Origin of the sequence: Palleronia salina (assembly GCF_900141995.1) — a bacterium.
In the GTDB taxonomy this organism is placed as follows: Bacteria; Pseudomonadota; Alphaproteobacteria; order Rhodobacterales; family Rhodobacteraceae; genus Palleronia; species Palleronia salina.
Genome location: NZ_FQZA01000001.1, coordinates 237,671 through 258,445, shown reverse-complemented (window position 1 = coordinate 258,445; position 20,775 = coordinate 237,671). Strand labels below are relative to the sequence as shown.

Below are 20,775 nucleotides of genomic sequence, written 5' to 3'. Positions count from 1 at the left end.
CAGAGTGTCGTCGTCATCGCCGCCATTCAGCAGGTCGTCATACTTTCCACCGTCCAGAAAATCGTTCCCATCCCCACCGAAGAGGGTGTCTTTACCATCGCCGCCGGACAAGGAGTCGTCACCGACATCGCCATACAACGTATCCTCCCCTTTCTCGCCCATCACGGTGTCATTGCCTTTTCCAGCAAGGACCAGGTCGTTGCCGGCCCCTGCCCGCACGATGTCGTCGTTGCTGCCCACGTTGCCCAGGATCGCGTCATTCGCGTCGATACGATCACCATCGGGATCACCGGTGTAACCGGTGTCGATCACGTCATCGTTTTCAGTGCCTTCGACGATACCGTCTTTGCCGGATCCATAGGTCATCTCAATCATCTCCATCTGGGACGCCGTCGCAAAGCGACACGCCCGGGCGTACTGCCAGACGTCCTGCGTACTGCTGGACGACTGATCCTGACCGCGATGCGGCCGGCTAAAATGTCTTGTGTTGTCGTGGGTGAAAAACTTCCCCCAGAGCAGACACGTTTCGCACTTCGGTCTGGCTCAGCCCCAACCTCGATGCCGGACGTCCCCCAACGCCCGATCGGTTTCCCGATGCATTTGTTCTACCAGATTGCCCCCCACCTCCTAGCGAAAAGAGGCGAAATCCTGTCGCCGCCTCGAACGACCGTACGGAATTTCGGCGTCCGGGACGAAGCGGGCCCTGGGTGGGATTGTTCGGTAGATGAACGCAGTTTCGGGGCATTTTCCGTGATTTATTGAAAAAATCTCCGGTTTTCGGCGGGATTGAAGAGATTGGCCAGACAATCGCAGCGCGAGCAAGACCCATTGTTTCCGGAAAATTTCACCCCCGGATGCGCAATCGGGTCAGCACTATGGCGTAAACATGGCAAGCGGCCGCCACGCGGATTGTCCTGTTGGCGCGGACGATTCATCCCCCGGCCGCAGATTGTTCGAGGAGCGTGAAGAGATTCACGAATCGTTAAGTCTCGGAGACCAACCTGAAGATCGGAGTCTGCAAGGCGATAGCGCATGAATCGCCGGTTTGGAGGCCTTTTGTCGCAGCGTCCGGCAGGGGCCAATCGATCCGCGCCCCGTCGATGTCCACCGTGACGGACTCGGAGGCCACGGAAACGATCCGGGCCGGGAGGACGGCCGGCGCGTCGGTCACCCGGGGGCCATCGCCCCCCAGGAACGTTGCCCGTCCCGGCGCGACCACCAGCCCCCAGGGTTCGTCCTCGCGCGCGGCGAAGGGCATCGGCACCGTCTGTCCCGCCACGTGCAACGTCGCGCCCGCCCCGTCCCGCGCGACCCGGCCGGGAATCAGGGCCGTGTCCATGGCGGTGTCGCTGATACGCCCGCCCGCGATACGCAGCTGGCGGTCGGCTAGCGCGAGGCTTTCGTTGGTGTCGTGGGTGACGAACAGCGCGGGGCAGCCCGCCGACCGGATCGCACGGGCCAGGTATGGCAGGATGTCCCGCTTCCGGGCAGGATCGAGCCCGGCCAAAGGTTCGTCCAACAATAACAGCCGCGGACGCGCCGCGAGCGTGCGCGCCAGGGCCACGCGCCTTGCCTCGCCCCCCGACAATGTGTCCGGCGCCCGTGAGATGAGTGGGCCCACGTCCAGCGCCTGCACCACGCGCTCGACCTCGGGCCCGGGCGTGCCAGCACGTTGGGCGCCGTAGGCGATGTTCTCGGCCACGCTCAGGTGCGGAAACAGCATCGCACCCTGGAAGACGAGTCCGACCCCGCGCCGGTGGGCCGGCAGCGGATCCAGCCGGTCGCCGTTCAGGGTGATGGGCCCCGTCGCGGGCAGCACGCCGGCCAAGGCCCGCAGGAGGGATGTCTTGCCGGCCCCGGAGGCGCCCACCAGTGCAGTCACACCACGCGCGGGCAGATCGGCCCACAGCCGCAGATCCAGCCCGGGATGCCGGATCGTCAGGTCGAAGGACAATCCGTCAGACACGCCAGCGGCTCCGACCCACGCCGTAGACGAGCACCAGCACCGCGAAGCTGCTGACCAGCAATCCGGCAGACAGGATATGTGCGGTGCGGTATTCCAGCGTTTCAACCGCCGAGTAGATCTCGACCGAGATCACCCGCGTGCTGCCGGGGATATTCCCGCCTACCATCAACACGACGCCGAATTCCCCCAGCGTGTGGGCGAAGCTCAGAACCCCCGCCGTGAGCACGCCACGCCGGGCCAGCGGCAGCGCCACGCTGCGGAAGGCGTCGAAGGGCGCGGCGCCCAGCGTCGCGGCGGCCTGCATCATGCCGCTGGGCAGCCCGGCGAAGGCGGTTTGCAACGGCTGCACCGCGAAGGGCAGTGAATAGAGGCATGAGGCAACGACAAGCCCCGCGAAATTGAAGGTCAGCGTGTCGCCGGTCAGACGCAGCCAGAAACCGCCAAGCGGGGCATCGGGGCTCATGAGCAGCAGAAGGTAGAAGCCGAGAACCGTCGGCGGCAGCACCAGCGGCAGCGCGGTCAGCGCCTCGATCAACGGTTTCAGCCGGTTGCGCGTGTTGGCCAGCCACCATGCCAGCGGCAGCGACACCGCCAGAAGGATCACCGTGGTCACGGCCGACAGCCGCAACGACAGCCAGACCGCGTCCCAGATCATCGCGCGGGCACGTCGTAGCCGTGATCCACGAGGATCGCCGTGGCGGTGTCGGAGCCGAGCCAGTCCCAGAACCGCGCGGCGGCCGGAACCTCGGCCGCGGACGCCAGCCACACGGCATCCTGCGCGATGGGGGCGTGCAGATCATCGGCAACCGCCAGGACGGACACGTCGCGCCGGGCCCGCAGGTCCGGCAGCAGCGACGCGGCCAACAGGCCATAGTCGGCATTGCCAGTGGACAGCCAGACCGCCACCTGCCCCACGTTTTCGGCCAGGAGCGGCTGGACCGCGTCGAGACCCAGCCCCCAGGCCGCGAGCGTCTCGACCGCCGCCACGCCGTAGGGCGCCAGCGCCGGATCGGCCAGCGCGATCCGTTGACCCCGCAGAAGATCGACGGGCGCGCTTTGCGGATCGACCCCCTCGGGCGCCACCAGCACCAGCCGCCCCAGCGCGTAGGGCTTGCTGGCCCGGCCAAGCCCCTCGCGCATGAGCCGCTCGGGCCGCGCGCTGTCGGCCGACAGGAAGATGTCGAAGGGCGCGCCGCGCGTGATCTGGACGTAAAGCTTGCCCGTGGCGCCATGCGCGATGCTGACCGCATCGCCCGTCTCATCCGTGAACGCGCGCGCCAGCGCCTCGGCCGCTGGAAGCGCATTGGCCGCGACGGCCAGACGGACGGTGTCGGCCAGCGCCGTGACGGGCTGAGCCAGAAGCCAAATGATCAGGAATAACCGCACCATGGGCCGGTTAAGCCCGAGCGCTGGCGGGGATGCAATAGCGACGAAAGGGCGTGGGATGATGGCGGACCATAGAGGATTCGAACCTCTGGCCTCTGCCTTCGGAGGGCAGCGCTCTATCCAGCTGAGCTAATGGTCCTTGGCGCCTTCCCTAACCGGGTCGGACTGCTTCGACAACTGCAAATCGCGGCAGGACGCGTCGGGCCGCACGGCGAAGTGGAAATCGGTGCGCAACCGTGCTACAACCTCTGCGTGCGCAATTTTCGCGCCTTCATTTGACGATTGCATTTTTAGCATTCTTTTCAAATCAAAGGATATTTCCATGACGAACATGGCTCACGGACTCTCCCGAATCGATACGTTCCTGCGCGACTGTCTTGGCGGTCACGGCACCAATGCGGCCCCGCTGCCGCAGACCTTCGGCTATCTTTTCGAGGCGAACCCCATCACCGGCAACCTCAGCCGTAAGACGATCGTCGACGGCTTCGACGCGCTGGTGGAAACCATGCGGAGCGACAAGGTCGAGGATGGTCCGGCGGATGCGGGGCAGACCTTCTTCGGTCAGTTCATCGACCACGACATCACGCTGGACACGACCAGCGCCATCGGCCAGCGGATCGACCCGCGTTCGGTGCGCAACGTGCGCACGCCGAACCTGGATCTCGATTGCGTCTACGGCGACGGCCCCGAGGCCAGTCCCTACCTCTATTCCCACGATCACGAGGGCTTCATGCTGCTGGGCCGGCCCGACAGCCCCCATGACCTGGCGCGCAACTGCCATGGCCGCGCGCTGATCGGCGATCCCCGCAACGACGAGAACATCATCGTCAGCCAGGTGCATGCCTCCTTCGTGATGCTGCACAACATCCTGATGACGATGCTGGAAAACGACGAGGCCGCGGGCCACGACATCCATGCCTGCGCTCAAATGGGTGTACGTCGGGATGTCTGGCACGAGGTCATCCCCGAGGCCATGGTCGGATTCGAAGAGGTGCGCCGTTTCATCCGGCTGCACTACCAATGGCTGGTCCTGAAAGACTTCCTGCCCAGCTTCGTCGAGCAAAGCGTCATCGACGAGGTGCTGGCCCACGATCCCTTCCACGACCGGGGTCCGATCATGCCGGCCGAGTTCTCGGTCGCGGCCTACCGGTTCGGCCACGCCACGGTGCAGGCGAAATACGACCTGAACGCCGACAAGACCGGGGTCGGCCTGTTCACCATGGAAGGGTTCGGTCCGCGCGATGCCGCGAACGATCTGGAAATGGCGCGGTTCTTCGGGGCCGACGCGCAGAAGGCCCTGCCCGTTGGGATCAAGATGGCCAAGACCCTGTTCGAACTACCGAACTCGGTGGTGGCGAAGCCCCTGATGTGGGCCGACTACGAGATCCCGCTGCCGCAGGCCAAGAAGCTCGCCCTGCGCAACATCCTGCGCGACCGCACCGCCATGCAGGTGATATCGGGCCAGCACGCGGCGGCGCGGCTGGGGCTGGACGTTATCCCGGCGCCCGAGGTGCTGCAGGACCATCACATCGACAAGACCCCGCTGTGGTTCTACTGCCTGCAGGAAGCCTCGACCTTCGGCAACGGGCGGCTGACCGGCGTTGGCGGGCGCATCGTCGCCTCGGTCCTGATCCGCGCGATGAAGCTCGACCCCGAAAGCGTGCTGAACCTGCAGGGCTTCACGCCGTGGTCGGGTTTCGGCGATCACTTCTCGATGGCGTCGCTGATGCAGTTCGTCGAGACCCATCGCGACGATGTCGCCCATCGCGAGGATCTTTACTGCCACTGACCTCCATGCGGCCCGGGTGTGCGCCCGGGCCGTGCCGTCAGGCGAACAGGTCGTGGCAGAGCTCCAGACCGTCGACCAGCGCGTCCACGTCGGCGCGCGTGTTGTAGACGGCGAAGCTTGCCCGGGTGGTCGCGGCGACGCCCAGGTGATCCATCAGCGGGCCGCAGCAATGCTGGCCCGCGCGCACCGCGATCCCGCGCTTGTCCAGAACGGTCGAGATGTCGTGCGGATGCGCCGCGCCGTCCAGCGTGAACGAGAAGATCGCGCCCTTGCCCGGCGCGCTGCCCTGCACGTTGACCCAGTTCAGCCCCGCAAGCCGCGACTGGGTATAGTCGCGCAAGTCCGCCTCGTGCGCCGCGATGGCGTCCAACCCGACATTGGTCATCCAGTCCAAAGCGGCACCCAGCCCGATCTGCTGGACGATACCCGGCGTGCCCGCCTCGAATTTCATCGGCGCATCGTTGTAGTCGATCCCGTCGCGGCGCACCTCGCGGATCATGTCACCGCCGCCCATGAAGGGGCGCATCTCGGCCATGCGGTCGGGGTGAACATAGATGCCGCCGGAGCCCGATGGCCCGTAAAGCTTGTGGCCCGTCACCGCGTAGAAGTCGCAGCCGATATCGCTCACGTCCACTGGCATGTGCACCGCCGCCTGGCTGCCATCGATCAGGGTGGCGATCCCGCGCTCGCGCGCCGCGCGACAGATGGCCTTCACGTCCACCACCGTGCCCAGCACGTTCGACATGTGGGTCATTGCCACCAGCCGGGTCTTCGGCCCCATGGCGTCGATCACCGCCTGCGGGTCCAGCGACCCGTCGGCTGCCGGCTCGATCCACTTGATGACCGCGCCCTGCCGTTCGCGAAGGAAGTGCCACGGCACGATGTTGGCGTGGTGCTCCATCACCGACAGGATGATCTCGTCACCCGGCTCGAACCGCGGCATGGCCCAGGCATAGGCGACCATGTTGATGCCCTCGGTCGTGCCGGTATTCATCACGATGCTGTCTTCGGAGGCCGCGTTCAGGAAACGGGCGAGCTTGCCGCGCACGGACTCGTAATTCTCGGTCGAGATCGTGCTGAGCGTGTGCAGCCCGCGATGCACGTTCGCGTAGTCCTCGGCATAGGCGCGCGTGATCGTGTCGATCACCACCTGCGGCTTCTGCGCCGACGCGCCACTGTCGAGATAGACCAGCGGCTTGCCGTTGATCTGCCGCGACATGATGGGAAACTCGGCGCGGATCGCGTCAACATCGAACATGGAATACCTCCTACCGGGGGACAGTTATGCCCACCAGCGTCAGCAAGAAAGAGAGGCCAAGTGCCACACCCACCATGACGAACAGGATCATCCCGAACACCCGGCCGAGGCTGGTAAAGCCGTGAAGCTCGGCGATGAAATTCGTCAGCAGCCAGAAGAACAGGACCATGCCCAGAAGCGTCAGGGCGGATCCCAGCACGGGCAAAGCCAGCAGAAGCAGCATCTGCACCAGCTGCACGCCGACCATCATGACCTGGAGCCACGTGACCGCCAGGATCGCGCCATTGAAGCTGCCAGTGCCCTTGAACTTCTTGCCGACCCAATCGATCAGGAACACCGACACCACCAGGACGGCGAACTGGATCAGCCCCACCATCAGCGGCGAAAGGGTGATGATTTCCTCGGGCGGCACCTGTTCGCTGCCCGTGACCTGGACGACGAAGACGGCGTTCACGGCCACCGAAAGGATCAGCGACAGCACCGCGACCAGCGTGAGAGCCTGCCACAGCACGTCGCGCGGCAGACCCATCTCGAGCAACACGCGGAAGGTCGGGCGCGGCGCGCGCAGGGTGCTGACCACGAGCTGACCCAGCGTGGCGGGAGACATCAGGTTCATGCGGTTCTCCCGAACTCGAACGTGTAGAGCCCGGCGAGCCACAGCACCAGGAACGCCACCAGCGCCACGATGCCGGTCAGGTCGAGCGCAGGTCCCGGCCCGATGAAGCCCGCGACCAGACCCCAGAGCAGCCAGAGCGGCGCGGCCGCGAGCAACCCCCAGAACAGGGCCATCCGCGACTCGAGCCAGCTGGCCCGGCCACCGAAGACCCGCGCGACCAGGTGGCTGATCGCCGCCAGGCCGTACATCGCCAGCGGCGCGATGAAGAGCCACCCCAGAAGCGCACCGCCGAGAAGCATGTTCAGCTCCTGCCCCGACAGATGCGCCTCGCGCGACAGGCGAGGCCATTGCGCCACGAAGATCAGGGCACAGGCCAGCATCAGCGTGACCAGCGCCCGCGCCTCGCCCCGGCCGTCGCCACTGCCGTGAAGACGGCGGCGCAGCACCGGGCCGGGGCCACGATAGCTGGCCAGGATGTCTCCGGTCAGGGCCACCCGGTCAGACCGCGTGCCGGCCCAGCCAGGCGGCGAGACGTTCGTTCAGCTCGTCGGCCAGCGTCTCGTCCTCGATCTCCTGCAAGGCCTCGGCCAGGAAGGACAGGACGAGCAGGTCCTCGGCGCGCGGCTTCGGCACCCCGCGCGAGCGCAGGTAGAACAGCGCATCCTCGTCGATGGCACCGGTGGTGGAGCCGTGCGAACAGGCCACGTCGTCGGCATAGATCTCGAGCTCGGGCTTGGCCAGGAACTGGCTGTCGTCGTCCAGCAGCAGCGACTGGCTGATCTGGTAGCCGTCGGTCTTCTGCGCGTCCTTCTTCACCAGGATCTTGCCCTGGAACACGCCCACCGCGCCGTTCTTCAGCACCTTCTTGAACACCTGGCGGCTTTCGCAGCGCAGCGCGTCGTGGGTGACGAACACGGTGTCGTCGTGGTGCACCGGGTCGTTCTTGCCGTCGCCGATCGCGGCGCCCGCCACGTGGGCCACGGCGTCGTCGCCGGTGAAGCTGACGATCTGTTCGTTGCGGCTGAGCGCGCCGTTCAGCGACAGCGTGAAGCTCTTGTAGGTCGACCGCGCGCCCAGCTTTGCGAAGGCATGGGTGTTGGTGCGGCGGTCGTGGTTACGGCCCTGGTCGCGGACATGGTGCAGCGTGGCATCGTTGGCCACGTCGACCTCCATCACCGTGTTGCAGCGGGCGCCGGGCGCGCCGACTTCCAGCAGCGTCAGTTCGGTGTCCGCGTGCAGACGCACCAGGTGGTGCAGGACCGGGTCGCTGTCGTCACGCTCGTGGACATAGCGGATCAGGATCGGCGTCTCGACCTTGTCGGTCACGTCGATGATCAGGCCATCGGTGGCGAATGCGGTATTCAGCGCGGCCAGCGGACGCTGGACCGGCGTTTGACCCTCGAGCTCCAGCTTGCCGTAAAGCGCCGAGGCCCAGTCGATATCGTTGTCCTGCGACACGGCCAGGCGCGTGATCGCGACACCCGCGGGCAGATCGCCGTCCGAGGCGTCGGCGTCGAACACGCCATCGCGGAACACGAGCGTGCAGGCGCCCTTGTCCGAGAAGACGGGGTTTTCGTCGCTTTCGTCCATGGGCGCCGCGGCCGGAGCCTCGGGCGCGATCAGGTCCTTCGGGCGGGTGAAGCGCCAGTATTCGTCACGGGGCTGCGGCAGGCCCATCTGCACCAGCCGTTCGGCCGCGTCCTGGCGCGCGGCCAGGCTCCAGCCGCCGCTGACGGGGATCTCCAGATCGGCGAGCCGTGCGTCGGTCGCGTCCTGTTTTGCCTTGGGAAGGGCCATTACGCACCCTCCGCCAGCAGGTCGCCATAGCCGTTCTTCTCGACTTCCAGCGCAAGCTCGGGCCCGCCGGTCTTCACGATGCGACCGTCGGACATGATGTGCACGACGTCCGGCCGGATGTGGTCCAGAAGCCGCTGGTAGTGGGTGATGACCAGGAAGGCGCGGCCTTCGTCCCGCAGCGCGTTCACGCCCTGGGCCACCAGCTTCATGGCGTCCACGTCGAGACCCGAGTCGGTCTCGTCCAGGATGCACATCTTGGGTTCCAGCATGGCCATCTGCAGGATCTCGTTGCGCTTCTTCTCGCCGCCCGAGAAGCCCACGTTGACCGGGCGCTTCAGCATGTCGGCGTCGATCTGCAGGTCCTTCGCCTTGGCGCGCACCATCTTCAGGAAATCGGCCGAGCTGACCTCGGGCTCGCCGCGCGCCTTGCGCTGGGCGTTCAGCGCCGTGCGCAGGAAGGTCATGTTGCCCACGCCGGGGATCTCGACCGGGTACTGGAACGCCAGGAACATGCCGGCGGCGGCGCGCTCCTCGGGGTCCATGTCCAGGATATCCTCGCCTTCCAGCGTCGCGCTGCCGTCCGTCACCTCGTAGCCGTCGCGGCCCGACAGCACGTAGCTGAGCGTCGACTTGCCGGACCCGTTCGGCCCCATGATCGCGTGCACCTTGCCCGTCTCGACGGTCAGGTCCACGCCCTTGAGGATCTTCTTGTTTTCCTCTTCCAGCTCAACATGCAGGTTCTTGATCTCAAGCATCGTCATCATCTTCCTTCGTCTGCGGCGGCGCTCACGCCGCGGTGTTTTCCGGCGGGCCCGCGCGGGTCCCGCGTCTTGGGGGCGTCCTAGCAAGGACGCGCGCGGGCCGAAAGGCACCGCGAAATCTCGTGGCCGGCTTTCAGGCCGCCTGGTCGGGCAAGCGGTCCACGTAGCTCTGGGCCGCGTTGCCGTCGATGGATCCGCGCGCCACCAGCAGGTCGAGGCAGCGCACGGCAAGGTCGAAACTTTCCAGCACCGCGTCCGACAGGATCGCCAGGTGCTTCAACTGTTCATCCGGCACCGCCTCGGGCACCATGATGTCGCGGACGAACGCCGCGTCCCCGTCAATCAATTGGTTGCCGTGACGGCGCTTGTGAAGGCCGGTATTCATGCCGCCCCGCAGGGACAGGGCCTTCATGTGAAGGAACTTGTGCAGCATCAGCCCCGCCGCGCGCAGGGCCGCCATCTGCGCGTCGAGTAGAGGCTGGTCTTCGTAGATGGGCAGGAACCCCACCTCGGTGATCACGACCGACGTCCCGCGCAGCCGGTTGGCCGCGCCCTCGAACACAAGCAACTCGCCGCCCTGCACGTCGATCTTCAGCAGATCGAACGCGTCGGGGTCGGACAGGTCGTCCAGCCGTACGGTGTCGACATCCACCCTTTGCTCGACCGTGGCCGGCTTCGACATGCGTTGCAGGTAGGCGTGGGTGCCCGCGGCCGGCTCGAGCAGCGATGTCAGCGACGGCATCCGGCACACTTTCAGCGTGCGGCGGGCGCCATCTCCCACGGCATGCGGAAGGTAGGTCTCGTTCTCGCGGCTTTCCAGCCGGGCGAACGCCGTGGGGTCCGGTTCGAACCCCCAGACGTGGCAGCCGCCCATGTCGCGCAGGTTGGCATAGGGGTTGTCGTTGATCGGGTTGGCGCCGACCTCGACCACGCGGGTCGGCCGCTCGGGCGACAACACGGCGATCAGGTCGCCGACGCGGTCCGCGTCGAAATGCCGTTGCGCAGCCCCCGCCATGTCAGCGCCGGCGCCTGTCTCGCAGAAACGCGAAGGCCACGACCCAGCCGACGAACGCCGACACGAGGGCGGCGATGACGACCCGCGGCAGGCCGCCCGCCATCCACCACGACGCGGACAAAAACAACCCCATGACGGTGGCGACGCCGATGATGACGCTCGCGATCCATCGCTTCGATTCGGGGACGCGGATCCGGTCGAGGCCGCTCATGCAGCGGCCCCCGACGGGATCAGAGAGAGGCTTGCCTGTAGCTGCCCATGTCGACCGGCAGCTCGAACTTCATGGAGGTGGCCGTCTCGGGGAAATACAGCGTGGCCCACAGCTCGGGCGCTGCCTCGGCAAGATGCGTCTCGCCCACCAGCATCGCCAGGAAGCCGGCGGCCAGGGCGATCTGCAATTCCGGCTTGTTGAGGCGCAGGGCGATCATGGCCAGCACGGCCAGCACCGCGCCCAGGCCCACGCCGCCCAGCAGAAGAAGCGTCGCGGCCAGCAGGTAGTCCAGGCTGTAGACGACCGGCTCCAGCCGCGCCGACAGGATGTTGCCCGCCAGCAGCGCGGCGCCACCGGTGATGCCGCCCACGAGAACGCGAACCGGCGTCACTGCTGCCGCCACGGTCGGCAGACGCAGCTGCGCCCCGCCCTCGGGCAAGGCCGAAAGCTGGCAAGTCATGGTGCCCGCGGCGCCCGACCGAATGGCTGCGATCCGTTCCTCGAAAGACTTGTTCCGCGTCGCCACGTGAACCCTCACTTTTTGCCGACCCTGCCCTTTCAGACAGGATTGACACTGATTCCGCAGTGAGGCGAAAAAATGGCGGTCGTGCGGAATTCATCCGACGGACCCCTCCAAGCTGATCGCGACAAGCTGCTGGGCTTCCATGGCAAATTCCATGGGCAGCGCCTGCAGGACCTCCTTGCAGAAGCCGTTCACGATCAGAGCCACGGCCTCTTCCTCGTCCAGCCCGCGGCTTTGGCAATAGAACATCTGGTCGTCGTCGACCTTCGAGGTCGTGGCCTCGTGCTCGACCCGCGACGAGTTGTTCTTGACCTCGATATAGGGAACCGTGTGCGCGCCGCAGTCGCCGCCGATCAGCAGGCTGTCGCATTGCGTGTAGTTCCGGCTGTTCTTGGCCTTCGGGTGCATGGAGACGAGACCGCGATAGGTGTTCTGCGCGTGTCCCGCGCTGATTCCCTTGCTGACGATCCGCGACCGGGTGTTCTTGCCCAGGTGCACCATCTTGGTGCCGGTATCGGCCTGCTGCCAGTTGTTGGTGATGGCGATCGAGTAGAACTCGCCCTGGCTGTCGTCGCCGCGCAGGATGCAGGACGGGTATTTCCAGGTCAGCGCCGAGCCGGTTTCCACCTGGGTCCAGCTGACCTTCGACCGCGCACCGCGGCAATCGGCACGCTTTGTGACGAAGTTGTAGATGCCGCCCTTGCCGTTCTCGTCGCCCGGATACCAGTTCTGGACGGTCGAGTATTTCACCTCGGCATCGTCCAGCGCCACGATCTCCACCACGGCCGCGTGCAGCTGGTTGGTGTCGCGCATGGGCGCGGTGCAGCCTTCCAGGTAGCTCACATAGCTGCCTTCGTCGGCGATGATCAGCGTCCGCTCGAACTGGCCCGTATTCTCGGCATTGATGCGGAAATAGGTGCTCAGCTCCATCGGGCAGCGCGTGCCCGGCGGGATGTAGACGAAGGACCCGTCGCTGAACACGGCCGAGTTCAGGGTCGCGAAATAGTTGTCCTGCGTCGGCACGACGCTGGCCAGGTACTTCTTCACCAGCTCGGGATGCTCGCGGATGGCCTCCGAGATCGAGCAGAAGATCACGCCCGCCTTCTCGAGCTCCTTCTTGAAGGTCGTGCCCACCGAAACCGAGTCGAAGACCGCGTCGACGGCGACCTTGCGCTCACCGTCCTTGGCCTCGGCCGGGGCTTCGTCGGCGCCCTCGACTCCGGCCAGGACCATCTGCTCCTTCAGCGGGATGCCCAGCTTCTCGTAGGTTTCCAGCAGCTTGGGGTCGACGTCGTCCAGCGACTTGGGCTTTTCCGTCATCGAGGCCGGCTTGGCGTAGTAATACTGCTCCTGGTAGTCGACGGGCGCGTAACGCAGCATCGACCAGTCGGGCTCTTCCATCTTCTGCCAGCGCGCGAAGGCCTCCAGCCGGAAATCCAGCATCCATTGCGGCTCGTCGTTGCGCTCCGAGATCAGGCGCACGATGTCTTCCGTCAGGCCCTTGGGCGCGAAATCCATCTCGATCTCTGTGTTCCAGCCGTGCTTGTAGGTGCCCGACAGCTGGGCCACGGCATCGACCGTCTCCTGGTCGACGCCTTCCTTGGCCTTGTCCTGCAAAGTGGTCATCTCGGTCATCGTGATCTCTCCTTCTCAGGCGGCGCGCGCCCGGTATTTCTGGTGGGCGGCGCTCCATGCGTCGACGAAGCGCGCCATGTCATCCTCTGTCGTGTCCGGCCCGATCGAGACGCGCAGGGCCGATCCGGCCGCCGTCGCGTCGAACCCCATGGCCGCCAGCGTCCCGCTGCCGCGCAGCTTGCCGCTGGAACAGGCCGATCCCGCGCTGACCGCGATCCCCGCCAGGTCCATCTGCATGACCTGCGTCTCGCCCTTCCAGCCGGGGGTGACAAGGCAGGTCGTGCCGGGCAGGCGTCGCGCCCCTTGCCCCACGAATGTGGTGTGCGGGGCCGCATTGTCCAAGGCCGATTCCAGCGCGTCACGCCGACGCGCCACGTCATCCCAGAGACCGGCGGCCAGGTCGCGCGCGGCCGCCTCGGCGGCGGCGCCGAAACCCGCGATGGCCGCCACGTTCTCGGTGCCCGACCGGCGCCCCATCTCCTGCCCGCCGCCGCGGATCTGCGCGGCCAGGTCCAGCCCGCGCCGCAGCACCAGCGCGCCGACCCCCTTGGGCCCGCCGATCTTGTGGGCCGAGACGAAGGCCATGTCGGCGCCGGACCAGTCGAAGGCGAAGGGCAGCTTGCCGAGGATCTGCGTCGCGTCGACGACCGCGATCCCCTCGGGCAGGTCCTGCACGATCCCGGTCTCGGAATTGGCGGCCTGAAGCGCGCTGCGGCCCGGATCGGTCACCGTCACCGCACCCTGGGCATCCACGGCCAGCGACGGGTCGCACCAGGCCAGCACAGCCTCGTGCTCGACCGGCGCGCAAACGAGGCCGCGCCCTGCGCAGGCCAGCGCCGCCGCTTCGGTCGCGCCCGAGGTGAACACCACGTCGGCCGCCATGGCGCCCAGGGCCTCGGCCACCTGCGCGCGGGCCCGCTCGACGATGGCACGGGCGGCACGCCCCTCGGCGTGGATCGCCGACGGGTTGCCCGCCTGCCCCAGCGCCGCGACCATGGCCTCCCGCGCCTCGGCGCGCAGCGGCGCGCTGGCGTTCCAGTCGAGATAGCTGCGGTCGCTCACGCCCGTCCCCGCTTCATCTTTCCCCAAATACCTCGGGGAGCCGCGCAGCGGCGGGGCAGCGCCCCATATGGCGCGCGATCAGGTCTCATCCACGACCTCGAACAGGTTCGGCACCGCCGGACAGGGCGCAAGGCTGTTGTCGACCACGTCCGACAGGCGCGTCTGGTGCAGGAAGACGTAAACATGGGCGCTCAGCCCTTCCCACAGCCGGTTGTTCAGCGATTGCGCCTTGGTGCCCGAGGTGCCGCCCGACACGCCCGCGCCCAGGTGCATGGCGCTGACCGTCTCGTCCACGGCGCCCAGCACGTCCGCGACCCGGATCTCGGAGGCCGGACGCGCCAGCTTGTATCCGCCGCCGGGTCCGCGCACCGATTCCACCAGCTTGGCGCGGCGCAGCTTGACGAAGAGCTGCTCCATGTAGGCCAGCGAGATCTTTTGCCGCCGGCTGAGTTCGGCCAGCGACACCAGCGCCCCGTCGCCCTGCAAGGCAAGGTCGCTCAGTGCGACCATCGCGTAACGCCCCTTGGTGCTCAGCTTCATACGATCCTCAAACGCCCGTGACAGTTGACGTTCTGACGAACGCCCTCTACCTGCTGACAGACTTGGCGACAGGCCCGGCCCGGCGCCAATTTAGAACGTTTCTAAGGTGGCAGACGCTTTCCGTCAACTAAGCCCGGCCCACCGCAGACAAGAAAGATCGTGCGCCCATGCCCGAGGTTATTTTTCCCGGCCCCGAAGGTCGCCTGGAAGGTCGCTATCACCCGCAGAAGGTCCGCGACGCGCCCATCGCCATCGTGCTGCACCCGCATCCGCAATTCGGCGGAACGATGAACAACCGGGTGGTCTACAACCTGCACTACGCGTTCCTGAACCTCGGCTTCACGGTCCTGCGCTTCAACTTCCGTGGCGTGGGCCGCAGCCAGGGCGAATACGACCAGGGCGTGGGCGAGCTGTCGGATGCCGCCGCGGCGCTGGATTACCTGCAAAGCATGAACAGCAACGCCAAGCATTGCTGGGTCGCGGGCTTCAGCTTCGGGGCGTGGATCGGCATGCAGCTGCTGATGCGGCGGCCCGAAATCACCGGCTTCGTGTCCGTCAGCCCGCCGGCCAACATGTACGATTTCAGCTTTCTCGCCCCCTGCCCCAGCTCGGGCCTGATCATCAACGGCGCGAACGACCGCGTCGCCCCGCCGAAGGACACCCACACGCTGGTCGGCAAGCTGCACGAGCAAAAGGGCATCACCATCACCCACGAGGAGGTCGAGGGCGCCGGCCACTTCTTCGAGGATCCGCACATGGAGCCGATGATCGGCACGGTGCAGGATTACGTGAAGCGGCGGCTGACCGAGAACTCCCGCTGATCGACGGCCGGGCCACCCGGCCCGGTCAGTGCAGGGTGTCGGAGAACACGTTGATGACGACGACACCCGCCAGGATCAGGGCGAGCCCCGCCAAGGCGGGGGCGTCCAGGACCTGGCCCTGCCAGATCCAGGCGACCAGCGTGATCAGCACGATCCCCACGCCCGCCCAGATCGCGTAGATGATCCCCGTGGGCATCACCCGGATCGGGATCGACAGGCAGTAGAACGACCCCACGTAGCCGACCACGCACAGGATGCTGGGCAGCAGCCGCGAAAAGCTGTTGGACCGCGCCAGCGCCGTGGTCGCCATCACCTCGAGCACGATGGCCGTCATCAGGAACAGGTAGGCGCGCGTCATCGACGCGCGCCCTGCCATGCGATCCCTGCGGACATCAGCCCACCAGCTTGGCGGTGATCTCGACCAACCTTCGGGCCTGGAACGAGATGGACCGGCGATGCACGTCCTCGAACTCGCCCGCAGCCTTCGAGAAGCCGTAGGGGTTGCCGTTATCCTCGAATTTCACGCCGTCGGTATAGCCCGGCGCGACGATGATCGTGCCCCAGTGCATCGCGGTGGTGTAAAGCGACTGGAGCGTCATCTCCTGCCCGCCGTTCGGCGTGTTGGACGATGTCGTGGCGGTGAAGGTCTTGTTGGCCAGGGCGCCCTTCTGCCACAGCGCGCCCAGCGTGTCGAAGAACACGCGCACCTGGCTGGCCACGACGCCGAACCGGGTGGGCGCCGAAACGAAGTAGCCGTCGGCCCATTCCATGTCGTCGGGCGAAACCTCGGGGATGTCCTGCATCTTCTCCAGCTGCGCCTTCCAGGCGTCCTGCCCCTCGACGACCTCTTTCGGGGCCGTCTCGGCGAAGCGGCGCAGCCGTACGTCGGCGCCCGCCTCTTTCGCGGCCTCGGCGGCGGTCTGCGCGACCGTGTGGTTGGTCCCGTAGGTTGAGTAGAACAGGATCAGGATTTTCGGTGTGCTCATGGGAATGCTCCTTGGTTCGAGCCGTCTGCTCGGTCGATGTTATGTGCCATAGATCGGATCTGCCGGCCCGGTGTCATCCTTCGCCGATGAACATCGCCTGTGCGAATGGGCGCGACAGTGAGCAGACGGGGCCCTAGCGCTTGATGATGATCCAAAGCGCGTGGACGATGCCGGGGATGTAGCCCAGGATCGTCAGCAGGATGTTGATCCAGAAATGCTTGCCCAACCCTTCCTGCAGGAACACGCCCAGGGGCGGCAGGATGATGGCGATGATGATGCGAATGATATCCATGTGTTTCTCCTTCCCCGCCAAGACGTGTGGCGGACCGATTCGTTCCGGATCGCGTCGGTATACATCCGCATACAATTATTTTCTTTCAGCGCGCCGCCGTTTGGTCTAAGACCGGCGCAAATCCAGATTTCAGCGAGGATCCCATGTCTACGACCCCGGATATCGTCTATACCACCGTCGACGAGGCGCCCGAACTGGCCTCGGCCTCCCTTTTGCCCATCGTCCGCCGTTTCGCGCTGGCCGCGGGCATTTCCATCGACACCAAGGACATCTCGCTCGCCGGGCGGATCCTGGCGGCCTTCACCGACCATCCCGACGACCTGGCCTGGTTGGGCGACTGGGTGAAGACGCCCGAGGCGAACGTCATCAAGCTGCCGAACATCTCGGCCTCGGTGCCGCAGCTGGATGCGGCCATCAAGGAACTGCAGGCCCAGGGGTTCGATATCCCCGACTATCCCTACGATCCGCAGACCGACGCCGAGAAGGCCGCGCGCGCCAAGTACGACACGATCAAGGGCTCGGCCGTGAACCCCGTCCTGCGCGAAGGCAACTCCGACCGCCGCGCGGCCCCGGCCGTGAAGAAATTCGCCCAGAACAACCCGCACCGCATGGGCGACTGGTCCAGCGACAGCAAGACGCGCGTCGCCTCGATGGAGGACGGCGACTTCTTCTCGAACGAGGCATCGGCCACGCTGGACGGTGCCGCGACCGCCAGGATCGTGCTCGAGACGGCCAATGGAGAAACGGTGTTGAAGGACGGCGTCAGCTACCCCGCCGGGACCGTGGTCGACGCCACCTACATGAGCGCCGACAAGCTCGACGCGTTCCTCATGGACGAGATCGAGAAGACCAAGGCCGACGGCACGCTGTTCTCGCTGCACATGAAAGCCACGATGATGAAGGTCTCGGACCCGATCATCTTCGGCCACGCGGTGAAGGCCTGGCTGAAGCCGGTCTTCGACAAGCACGGTGCCAAGCTGGACGAGTTGGGTGTCGACCCCAACGGCGGCCTCGGCGCCCTGCTGGCAAAGGTCGAGGGCCACGACGAGATCATGGCCGATATCGAGGCCGTCCGCGCGGAACGTCCGCCCATGTACATGGTCAACTCGGACAAGGGCATCACCAACCTGCATGTGCCCTCGGACGTCATCATCGACGCGTCCATGCCCGCGCTGATCCGGGACGGCGGCAAGGGCTGGGGCGCGGATAACGGCCAGCACGACACCACCTGCGTCATCCCCGACAGCTCCTACGCGCCGGTCTACGATGAGACGATCAAGTTCTTCAAAGAGAACGGGAAACTCGACCCGGCCACCGCCGGAACGGTGCAGAATATCGGCCTGATGGCGCAGAAGGCCGAGGAATACGGCTCGCACCCGACGACCTTCGAGATCCCCGAGGCCGGCACCGTGAAGATGGTGCTGGAGGACGGCACCGTCCTGCACAGCCACACGGTCGGCAAGGGCGACATCTGGCGCGCGGCCTCGGCCCGCAAGGCGCCGATCGAGGACTGGGTGAACCTGGCCATCGACCGCCAGCGCGCCACCGGCTACCGTGCCATCTTCTGGCTGGACGAGAACCGCGCCCACGACCGCGAGCTAATCGCCTACGTCAAGCCGATCCTCGAAGCCAAGGGCGTGGCCGACAAGTTCGAGATCATGGCCCCGCGCGAGGCGACCCGCGCCTCGCTCGAGACGATCACCAAGGGCGACAGCACCATCGCCATCACCGGCAACGTGCTGCGTGACTACCTGACGGACCTGTTCCCGATCCTCGAGCTCGCCACCAGCGCCAAGATGCTGTCCATCGTCAAGCTGATGCAGGGCGGCGGCCTGTTCGAGACCGGCGCCGGCGGCTCGGCGCCCAAGCACGTGCAGCAGCTGGTCGAACAGAACCACCTGCGCTGGGACTCGCTCGGCGAATTCTGCGCGCTGGCCGAGAGCTTCAAGTTCTTCGGCGAGGCCCGCGACAACGCCCGCGCCCGCATCCTGGGCGAAGCGGTCGAAACCGCCACGCAGGGCATCCTCGACCACGACCGGTCGCCCTCGCGCAAGGTGGGCGAGCCCGACAACCGCGACAGCCACTACTGGTTCGCGCGGTACTGGGCCGAGGCACTGGCGTCGCAATCCGACGACACCGACCTGGCCGCCGAGTTCAAGCCCATCGCCGCGGCGCTGGCCGAGAACGAGGACAAGATCGTGTCGGAACTGGCCGCGGCCCAGGGCCAGCCGGCCGAGATCGGTGGCTACTACCACCCCGACGCCGACAAGCGCGCGGCGGTGATGCGGCCCTCGAGCACGCTGAACGAGATCATCGGCTGAGATCGAGCCGATCACGGGGCGCCCGGCCAACGGGCGCCCCTTCGCAAATACACGCCCCCGCGCGACCAACGGCCTTGATTGCCCGTTTCCAAGGCATCCGCACAGGAATCGCGCCCTTATCCCGCGAAACCGCGCCGATTGGCCTTGATCCCGCGGCGCACCGGGAAAACTGTCTCCCATGTCGGATGAAAACCTGAAGCACTCAGCGCTGGAAGACGCCCAAGGCCTAGGGCTGGGCGTCTTCCTGTGCTCGGTCGGCATTCACGTGCTGACCCACCTGGGCCTCGTCACGGGGCAAACCGCGGGGCTGGCCGTGATCCTGTCCTACGTCACGGGCTGGAGCTTCGGCGCCGTCTTCTTCGTGGTGAACCTGCCCTTCTACGCGCTGGCGTGGCAGCGGCTGGGGCGGACCTTCACCCTGAAATCCCTGGGCTCGGTGACGGTGCTGTCCATCCTGACCGAGCTCATGCCCATGGGGTTCCGGATCGAATACGTGCAGCCCGCGCTGGGCGCCGTCCTGTTCGGGGCGCTGACCGGTCTGGGGCTGCTGGCCATGTTCCGCCACGGCGGCAGCCTGGGCGGGATCGGCGTTGTGGCCCTTTACGTGCAGGACACCACGGGGTTTCGCGCGGGCTACGTCCAGCTGATCTTCGACGCGGTGCTGTTCTCGGTCGCCGCCTTGCTTTTCCCGCTGTCCATCGTCGCGCTGTCGCTGCTGGGCGCCGTGGTTCTGAACCTCATCATCGCTGTCAATCACCGCCGGGACCGCTACGTCGCCACCTGAGGTAACGAGAGCGGCACGGTATGTGGGACCTGATGATCGCGGCCTGGGAGGTCTTCCCCGAGCCCATGCGCAACCAGATCGAGGGGTTCGGCACCGCGTTCTGGCGCGTCCTGCCGCAGCTGGTGGCCGCGCTCGTCTTCGTGGCGGTCATGTGGGTCGTGATCCGGCTGGTGCAGTGGATCGTGCCGCGGTCGCTGAAGAAGGCGCGGATGCGCCGCGCCCTGCGCGACGTGGTGATCATGCTGCTGACGGTGGGGCTGTGGCTGTTCACGGCCCTGATCGCCATCACCATCGCCTTTCCCACCGTGACACCCGGACGCGCGCTGGCGGCGCTCGGCGTCGGGGGTGTCGCCATCGGCTTCGCCTTCAAGGACGTGTTCGAGAACTTCCTCGCCGGCATCCTGCTGCTGATCCGCGAGCCGTTCTCGGTCGAAGATTACATCGAATGCGAAGGCATCGACGGCCAGGTGGAGAACATCACCATCCGCGACACCCACGTGCGCCAGACGGACGGACAGCTGGTCGTGGCGCCCAACGCCATGTTCTTCAAGAACCCGGTCACCATCCGCACCTCGACCGGCCTGCGCCGCACGACCGTGATCTGTGGCGTGGCCTACGGGGAAGACGTGGACCACTGCCGCACGGTCATCACGGCGGCGGTGCGCGAGGTCGACTCGGTCCGCGATGACGTGCGCGACGTGCAGATCTTCGCCCAGGAATTCGCCGACAGTTCGATCAATTTCGAGATCACGTGGTGGACCGGATCCAAGCCCGTGGATATCCGCCGGTCCCGCGACAAGGTGGTCGCCGCGGTGAAACGCGCGCTGGACGACGCGGGCATCGAGATCCCGTTCCCCTACCAGACGCTGACCTTCAAGGAACCGCTGACGATCCTGCAGCAGACTAAGGACGGCGACCGGGCCGGGCCGGGCTGAGCTATTCGCGGTATCGGGCCGGCAATTCCGCGTTTCGTCGCCGCGCCGCGGCGGAAGTGCTGGTCAAGGACGCGCGC

General features: G+C 66.3%; 22 protein-coding genes, 1 tRNA gene and 1 pseudogene. 5 read left to right on the top strand and 19 right to left on the bottom strand.

The genetic code is table 11. The features are described 5' to 3' along the window. Positions 1–3: 3 nt before the first annotated feature. The 5 genes and pseudogenes from BUB76_RS18315 to BUB76_RS01265 form a co-directional block, all read right to left on the bottom strand. A pseudogene (locus BUB76_RS18315) lies at positions 4–366 on the bottom strand (calcium-binding protein); the annotation flags it as partial. Positions 367–982: 616 nt separating this feature from the next. After that, a complete protein-coding gene (locus tag BUB76_RS01280) occupies positions 983–1,966 on the bottom strand; it encodes an ATP-binding cassette domain-containing protein (RefSeq protein WP_175550246.1) in 984 nt (327 codons plus the stop codon). Then, the gene (gene modB, locus BUB76_RS01275) at positions 1,959–2,621 is read right to left on the bottom strand and encodes a molybdate ABC transporter permease subunit (protein ID WP_073125865.1); all 663 of its coding nucleotides are present in this window, start codon (positions 2,619–2,621) and stop codon (positions 1,959–1,961) included. The genes BUB76_RS01280 and modB overlap by 8 nt, the downstream gene beginning before the upstream one ends. After that, on the bottom strand, positions 2,618–3,355 hold the full coding sequence (modA, locus tag BUB76_RS01270; protein ID WP_073125863.1) for a molybdate ABC transporter substrate-binding protein: 738 nt from the start codon (positions 3,353–3,355) through the stop codon (positions 2,618–2,620). Before modA ends, modB begins: the two co-directional genes overlap by 4 nt. 59 nt (positions 3,356–3,414) lie before the next feature. Next, positions 3,415–3,491 (bottom strand) — tRNA-Arg (locus tag BUB76_RS01265). 183 nt (positions 3,492–3,674) lie between these two features. Here BUB76_RS01265 and BUB76_RS01260 point away from each other — a divergent pair. Continuing rightward, positions 3,675–5,141: a peroxidase family protein gene (locus BUB76_RS01260; RefSeq protein ID WP_073125861.1), complete on the top strand. Its 1,467-nt coding sequence runs from the start codon at positions 3,675–3,677 to the stop codon at positions 5,139–5,141. Positions 5,142–5,178: 37 nt separating this feature from the next. Here BUB76_RS01260 and BUB76_RS01255 read toward each other — a convergent pair whose 3' ends face one another. The 11 genes from BUB76_RS01255 to iscR all read right to left on the bottom strand — a co-directional run bounded on the left by BUB76_RS01255 (position 5,179) and on the right by iscR (position 14,559). Continuing rightward, complete coding sequence (locus tag BUB76_RS01255; RefSeq protein ID WP_073125858.1) at positions 5,179–6,399, bottom strand: cysteine desulfurase; 1,221 nt, start codon at positions 6,397–6,399, stop codon at positions 5,179–5,181. A 10-nt stretch (positions 6,400–6,409) separates the two neighbouring features. Next, positions 6,410–7,015, bottom strand: coding sequence for a YIP1 family protein (locus tag BUB76_RS01250; protein WP_073125856.1), 606 nt, complete (start codon positions 7,013–7,015; stop codon positions 6,410–6,412). Beyond that, positions 7,012–7,509, bottom strand: a complete 498-nt coding sequence (locus BUB76_RS01245; RefSeq protein WP_073125853.1) for a YIP1 family protein — start codon at positions 7,507–7,509, stop codon at positions 7,012–7,014. The genes BUB76_RS01250 and BUB76_RS01245 overlap by 4 nt, the downstream gene beginning before the upstream one ends. 4 nt (positions 7,510–7,513) lie before the next feature. Then, positions 7,514–8,812, bottom strand: a complete 1,299-nt coding sequence (locus BUB76_RS01240) for a SufB/SufD family protein (protein ID WP_073125851.1) — start codon at positions 8,810–8,812, stop codon at positions 7,514–7,516. Then, positions 8,812–9,567: a Fe-S cluster assembly ATPase SufC gene (gene sufC / locus BUB76_RS01235; RefSeq protein ID WP_073126501.1), complete on the bottom strand. Its 756-nt coding sequence runs from the start codon at positions 9,565–9,567 to the stop codon at positions 8,812–8,814. Before sufC ends, BUB76_RS01240 begins: the two co-directional genes overlap by 1 nt. Positions 9,568–9,706: 139 nt before the next feature. Beyond that, entirely contained in the window at positions 9,707–10,588 is an 882-nt protein-coding gene (locus BUB76_RS01230) for an FkbM family methyltransferase (protein ID WP_073125849.1), read from the bottom strand. A 1-nt stretch (position 10,589) separates the two neighbouring features. Beyond that, a complete protein-coding gene (locus tag BUB76_RS01225; protein WP_073125847.1) occupies positions 10,590–10,799 on the bottom strand; it encodes a hypothetical protein in 210 nt (69 codons plus the stop codon). 19 nt (positions 10,800–10,818) lie between these two features. Beyond that, the gene (locus BUB76_RS01220; protein ID WP_175550245.1) at positions 10,819–11,259 is read right to left on the bottom strand and encodes a hypothetical protein; all 441 of its coding nucleotides are present in this window, start codon (positions 11,257–11,259) and stop codon (positions 10,819–10,821) included. A gap of 156 nt (positions 11,260–11,415) precedes the next feature. Continuing rightward, the gene (sufB, locus tag BUB76_RS01215; RefSeq protein ID WP_073126499.1) at positions 11,416–12,948 is read right to left on the bottom strand and encodes a Fe-S cluster assembly protein SufB; all 1,533 of its coding nucleotides are present in this window, start codon (positions 12,946–12,948) and stop codon (positions 11,416–11,418) included. 24 nt (positions 12,949–12,972) lie between these two features. After that, positions 12,973–14,019, bottom strand: a complete 1,047-nt coding sequence (locus BUB76_RS01210; protein ID WP_073125842.1) for a cysteine desulfurase family protein — start codon at positions 14,017–14,019, stop codon at positions 12,973–12,975. Between the two features lie 78 nt (positions 14,020–14,097). Further along, positions 14,098–14,559, bottom strand: a complete 462-nt coding sequence (gene iscR / locus BUB76_RS01205) for a Fe-S cluster assembly transcriptional regulator IscR (protein WP_073125839.1) — start codon at positions 14,557–14,559, stop codon at positions 14,098–14,100. 167 nt (positions 14,560–14,726) lie between these two features. On the opposite strand from iscR, the gene BUB76_RS01200 reads away from it, so the two are divergent. Continuing rightward, positions 14,727–15,380, top strand: coding sequence for an alpha/beta hydrolase (locus BUB76_RS01200; RefSeq protein ID WP_073125837.1), 654 nt, complete (start codon positions 14,727–14,729; stop codon positions 15,378–15,380). A gap of 25 nt (positions 15,381–15,405) precedes the next feature. On the opposite strand, the gene BUB76_RS01195 is transcribed toward BUB76_RS01200, so the two are convergent. From BUB76_RS01195 to BUB76_RS01185, 3 genes are all read right to left on the bottom strand, one after another. Further along, positions 15,406–15,738 (bottom strand): DMT family transporter, encoded by a 333-nt coding sequence (locus BUB76_RS01195; protein WP_073126497.1) that lies wholly within the window; start codon positions 15,736–15,738, stop codon positions 15,406–15,408. 34 nt (positions 15,739–15,772) lie between these two features. Next, entirely contained in the window at positions 15,773–16,366 is a 594-nt protein-coding gene (locus BUB76_RS01190; RefSeq protein WP_073125835.1) for an NAD(P)H-dependent oxidoreductase, read from the bottom strand. 133 nt (positions 16,367–16,499) lie between these two features. Continuing rightward, positions 16,500–16,658, bottom strand: a complete 159-nt coding sequence (locus BUB76_RS01185) for a YqaE/Pmp3 family membrane protein (RefSeq protein ID WP_073125833.1) — start codon at positions 16,656–16,658, stop codon at positions 16,500–16,502. Between the two features lie 143 nt (positions 16,659–16,801). Here BUB76_RS01185 and BUB76_RS01180 point away from each other — a divergent pair, with 143 nt between their 5' ends. The 3 genes from BUB76_RS01180 to BUB76_RS01170 all read left to right on the top strand — a co-directional run bounded on the left by BUB76_RS01180 (position 16,802) and on the right by BUB76_RS01170 (position 20,698). Beyond that, positions 16,802–18,979, top strand: coding sequence for an NADP-dependent isocitrate dehydrogenase (locus BUB76_RS01180; RefSeq protein ID WP_073125830.1), 2,178 nt, complete (start codon positions 16,802–16,804; stop codon positions 18,977–18,979). A gap of 178 nt (positions 18,980–19,157) precedes the next feature. Continuing rightward, on the top strand, positions 19,158–19,763 hold the full coding sequence (locus BUB76_RS01175) for a YitT family protein (protein ID WP_073125828.1): 606 nt from the start codon (positions 19,158–19,160) through the stop codon (positions 19,761–19,763). Positions 19,764–19,828: 65 nt separating this feature from the next. Then, a complete protein-coding gene (locus tag BUB76_RS01170; RefSeq protein ID WP_073126494.1) occupies positions 19,829–20,698 on the top strand; it encodes a mechanosensitive ion channel family protein in 870 nt (289 codons plus the stop codon). Positions 20,699–20,775: the final 77 nt, after the last annotated feature.

What these genes read in the sequence shown, in the direction of transcription:
- modB (WP_073125865.1), bottom strand. Translation starts at nt 2,621, where the DNA reads ATGATCTGGGACGCGGTCTGGCTGTCGTTGCGGCTGTCGGCCGTGACC.
- modA (WP_073125863.1), bottom strand. Translation starts at nt 3,355, where the DNA reads ATGGTGCGGTTATTCCTGATCATTTGGCTTCTGGCTCAGCCCGTCACG.
- BUB76_RS01260 (WP_073125861.1), top strand. Translation starts at nt 3,675, where the DNA reads ATGACGAACATGGCTCACGGACTCTCCCGAATCGATACGTTCCTGCGC.
- BUB76_RS01255 (WP_073125858.1), bottom strand. Translation starts at nt 6,399, where the DNA reads ATGTTCGATGTTGACGCGATCCGCGCCGAGTTTCCCATCATGTCGCGG.
- BUB76_RS01250 (WP_073125856.1), bottom strand. Translation starts at nt 7,015, where the DNA reads ATGAACCTGATGTCTCCCGCCACGCTGGGTCAGCTCGTGGTCAGCACC.
- BUB76_RS01240 (WP_073125851.1), bottom strand. Translation starts at nt 8,812, where the DNA reads ATGGCCCTTCCCAAGGCAAAACAGGACGCGACCGACGCACGGCTCGCC.
- sufC (WP_073126501.1), bottom strand. Translation starts at nt 9,567, where the DNA reads ATGCTTGAGATCAAGAACCTGCATGTTGAGCTGGAAGAGGAAAACAAG.
- BUB76_RS01230 (WP_073125849.1), bottom strand. Translation starts at nt 10,588, where the DNA reads ATGGCGGGGGCTGCGCAACGGCATTTCGACGCGGACCGCGTCGGCGAC.
- BUB76_RS01225 (WP_073125847.1), bottom strand. Translation starts at nt 10,799, where the DNA reads ATGAGCGGCCTCGACCGGATCCGCGTCCCCGAATCGAAGCGATGGATC.
- BUB76_RS01220 (WP_175550245.1), bottom strand. Translation starts at nt 11,259, where the DNA reads ATGACTTGCCAGCTTTCGGCCTTGCCCGAGGGCGGGGCGCAGCTGCGT.
- sufB (WP_073126499.1), bottom strand. Translation starts at nt 12,948, where the DNA reads ATGACCACTTTGCAGGACAAGGCCAAGGAAGGCGTCGACCAGGAGACG.
- iscR (WP_073125839.1), bottom strand. Translation starts at nt 14,559, where the DNA reads ATGAAGCTGAGCACCAAGGGGCGTTACGCGATGGTCGCACTGAGCGAC.
- BUB76_RS01200 (WP_073125837.1), top strand. Translation starts at nt 14,727, where the DNA reads ATGCCCGAGGTTATTTTTCCCGGCCCCGAAGGTCGCCTGGAAGGTCGC.
- BUB76_RS01195 (WP_073126497.1), bottom strand. Translation starts at nt 15,738, where the DNA reads ATGACGCGCGCCTACCTGTTCCTGATGACGGCCATCGTGCTCGAGGTG.
- BUB76_RS01190 (WP_073125835.1), bottom strand. Translation starts at nt 16,366, where the DNA reads ATGAGCACACCGAAAATCCTGATCCTGTTCTACTCAACCTACGGGACC.
- BUB76_RS01185 (WP_073125833.1), bottom strand. Translation starts at nt 16,658, where the DNA reads ATGGATATCATTCGCATCATCATCGCCATCATCCTGCCGCCCCTGGGC.
- BUB76_RS01180 (WP_073125830.1), top strand. Translation starts at nt 16,802, where the DNA reads ATGTCTACGACCCCGGATATCGTCTATACCACCGTCGACGAGGCGCCC.
- BUB76_RS01175 (WP_073125828.1), top strand. Translation starts at nt 19,158, where the DNA reads ATGTCGGATGAAAACCTGAAGCACTCAGCGCTGGAAGACGCCCAAGGC.
- BUB76_RS01170 (WP_073126494.1), top strand. Translation starts at nt 19,829, where the DNA reads ATGCGCAACCAGATCGAGGGGTTCGGCACCGCGTTCTGGCGCGTCCTG.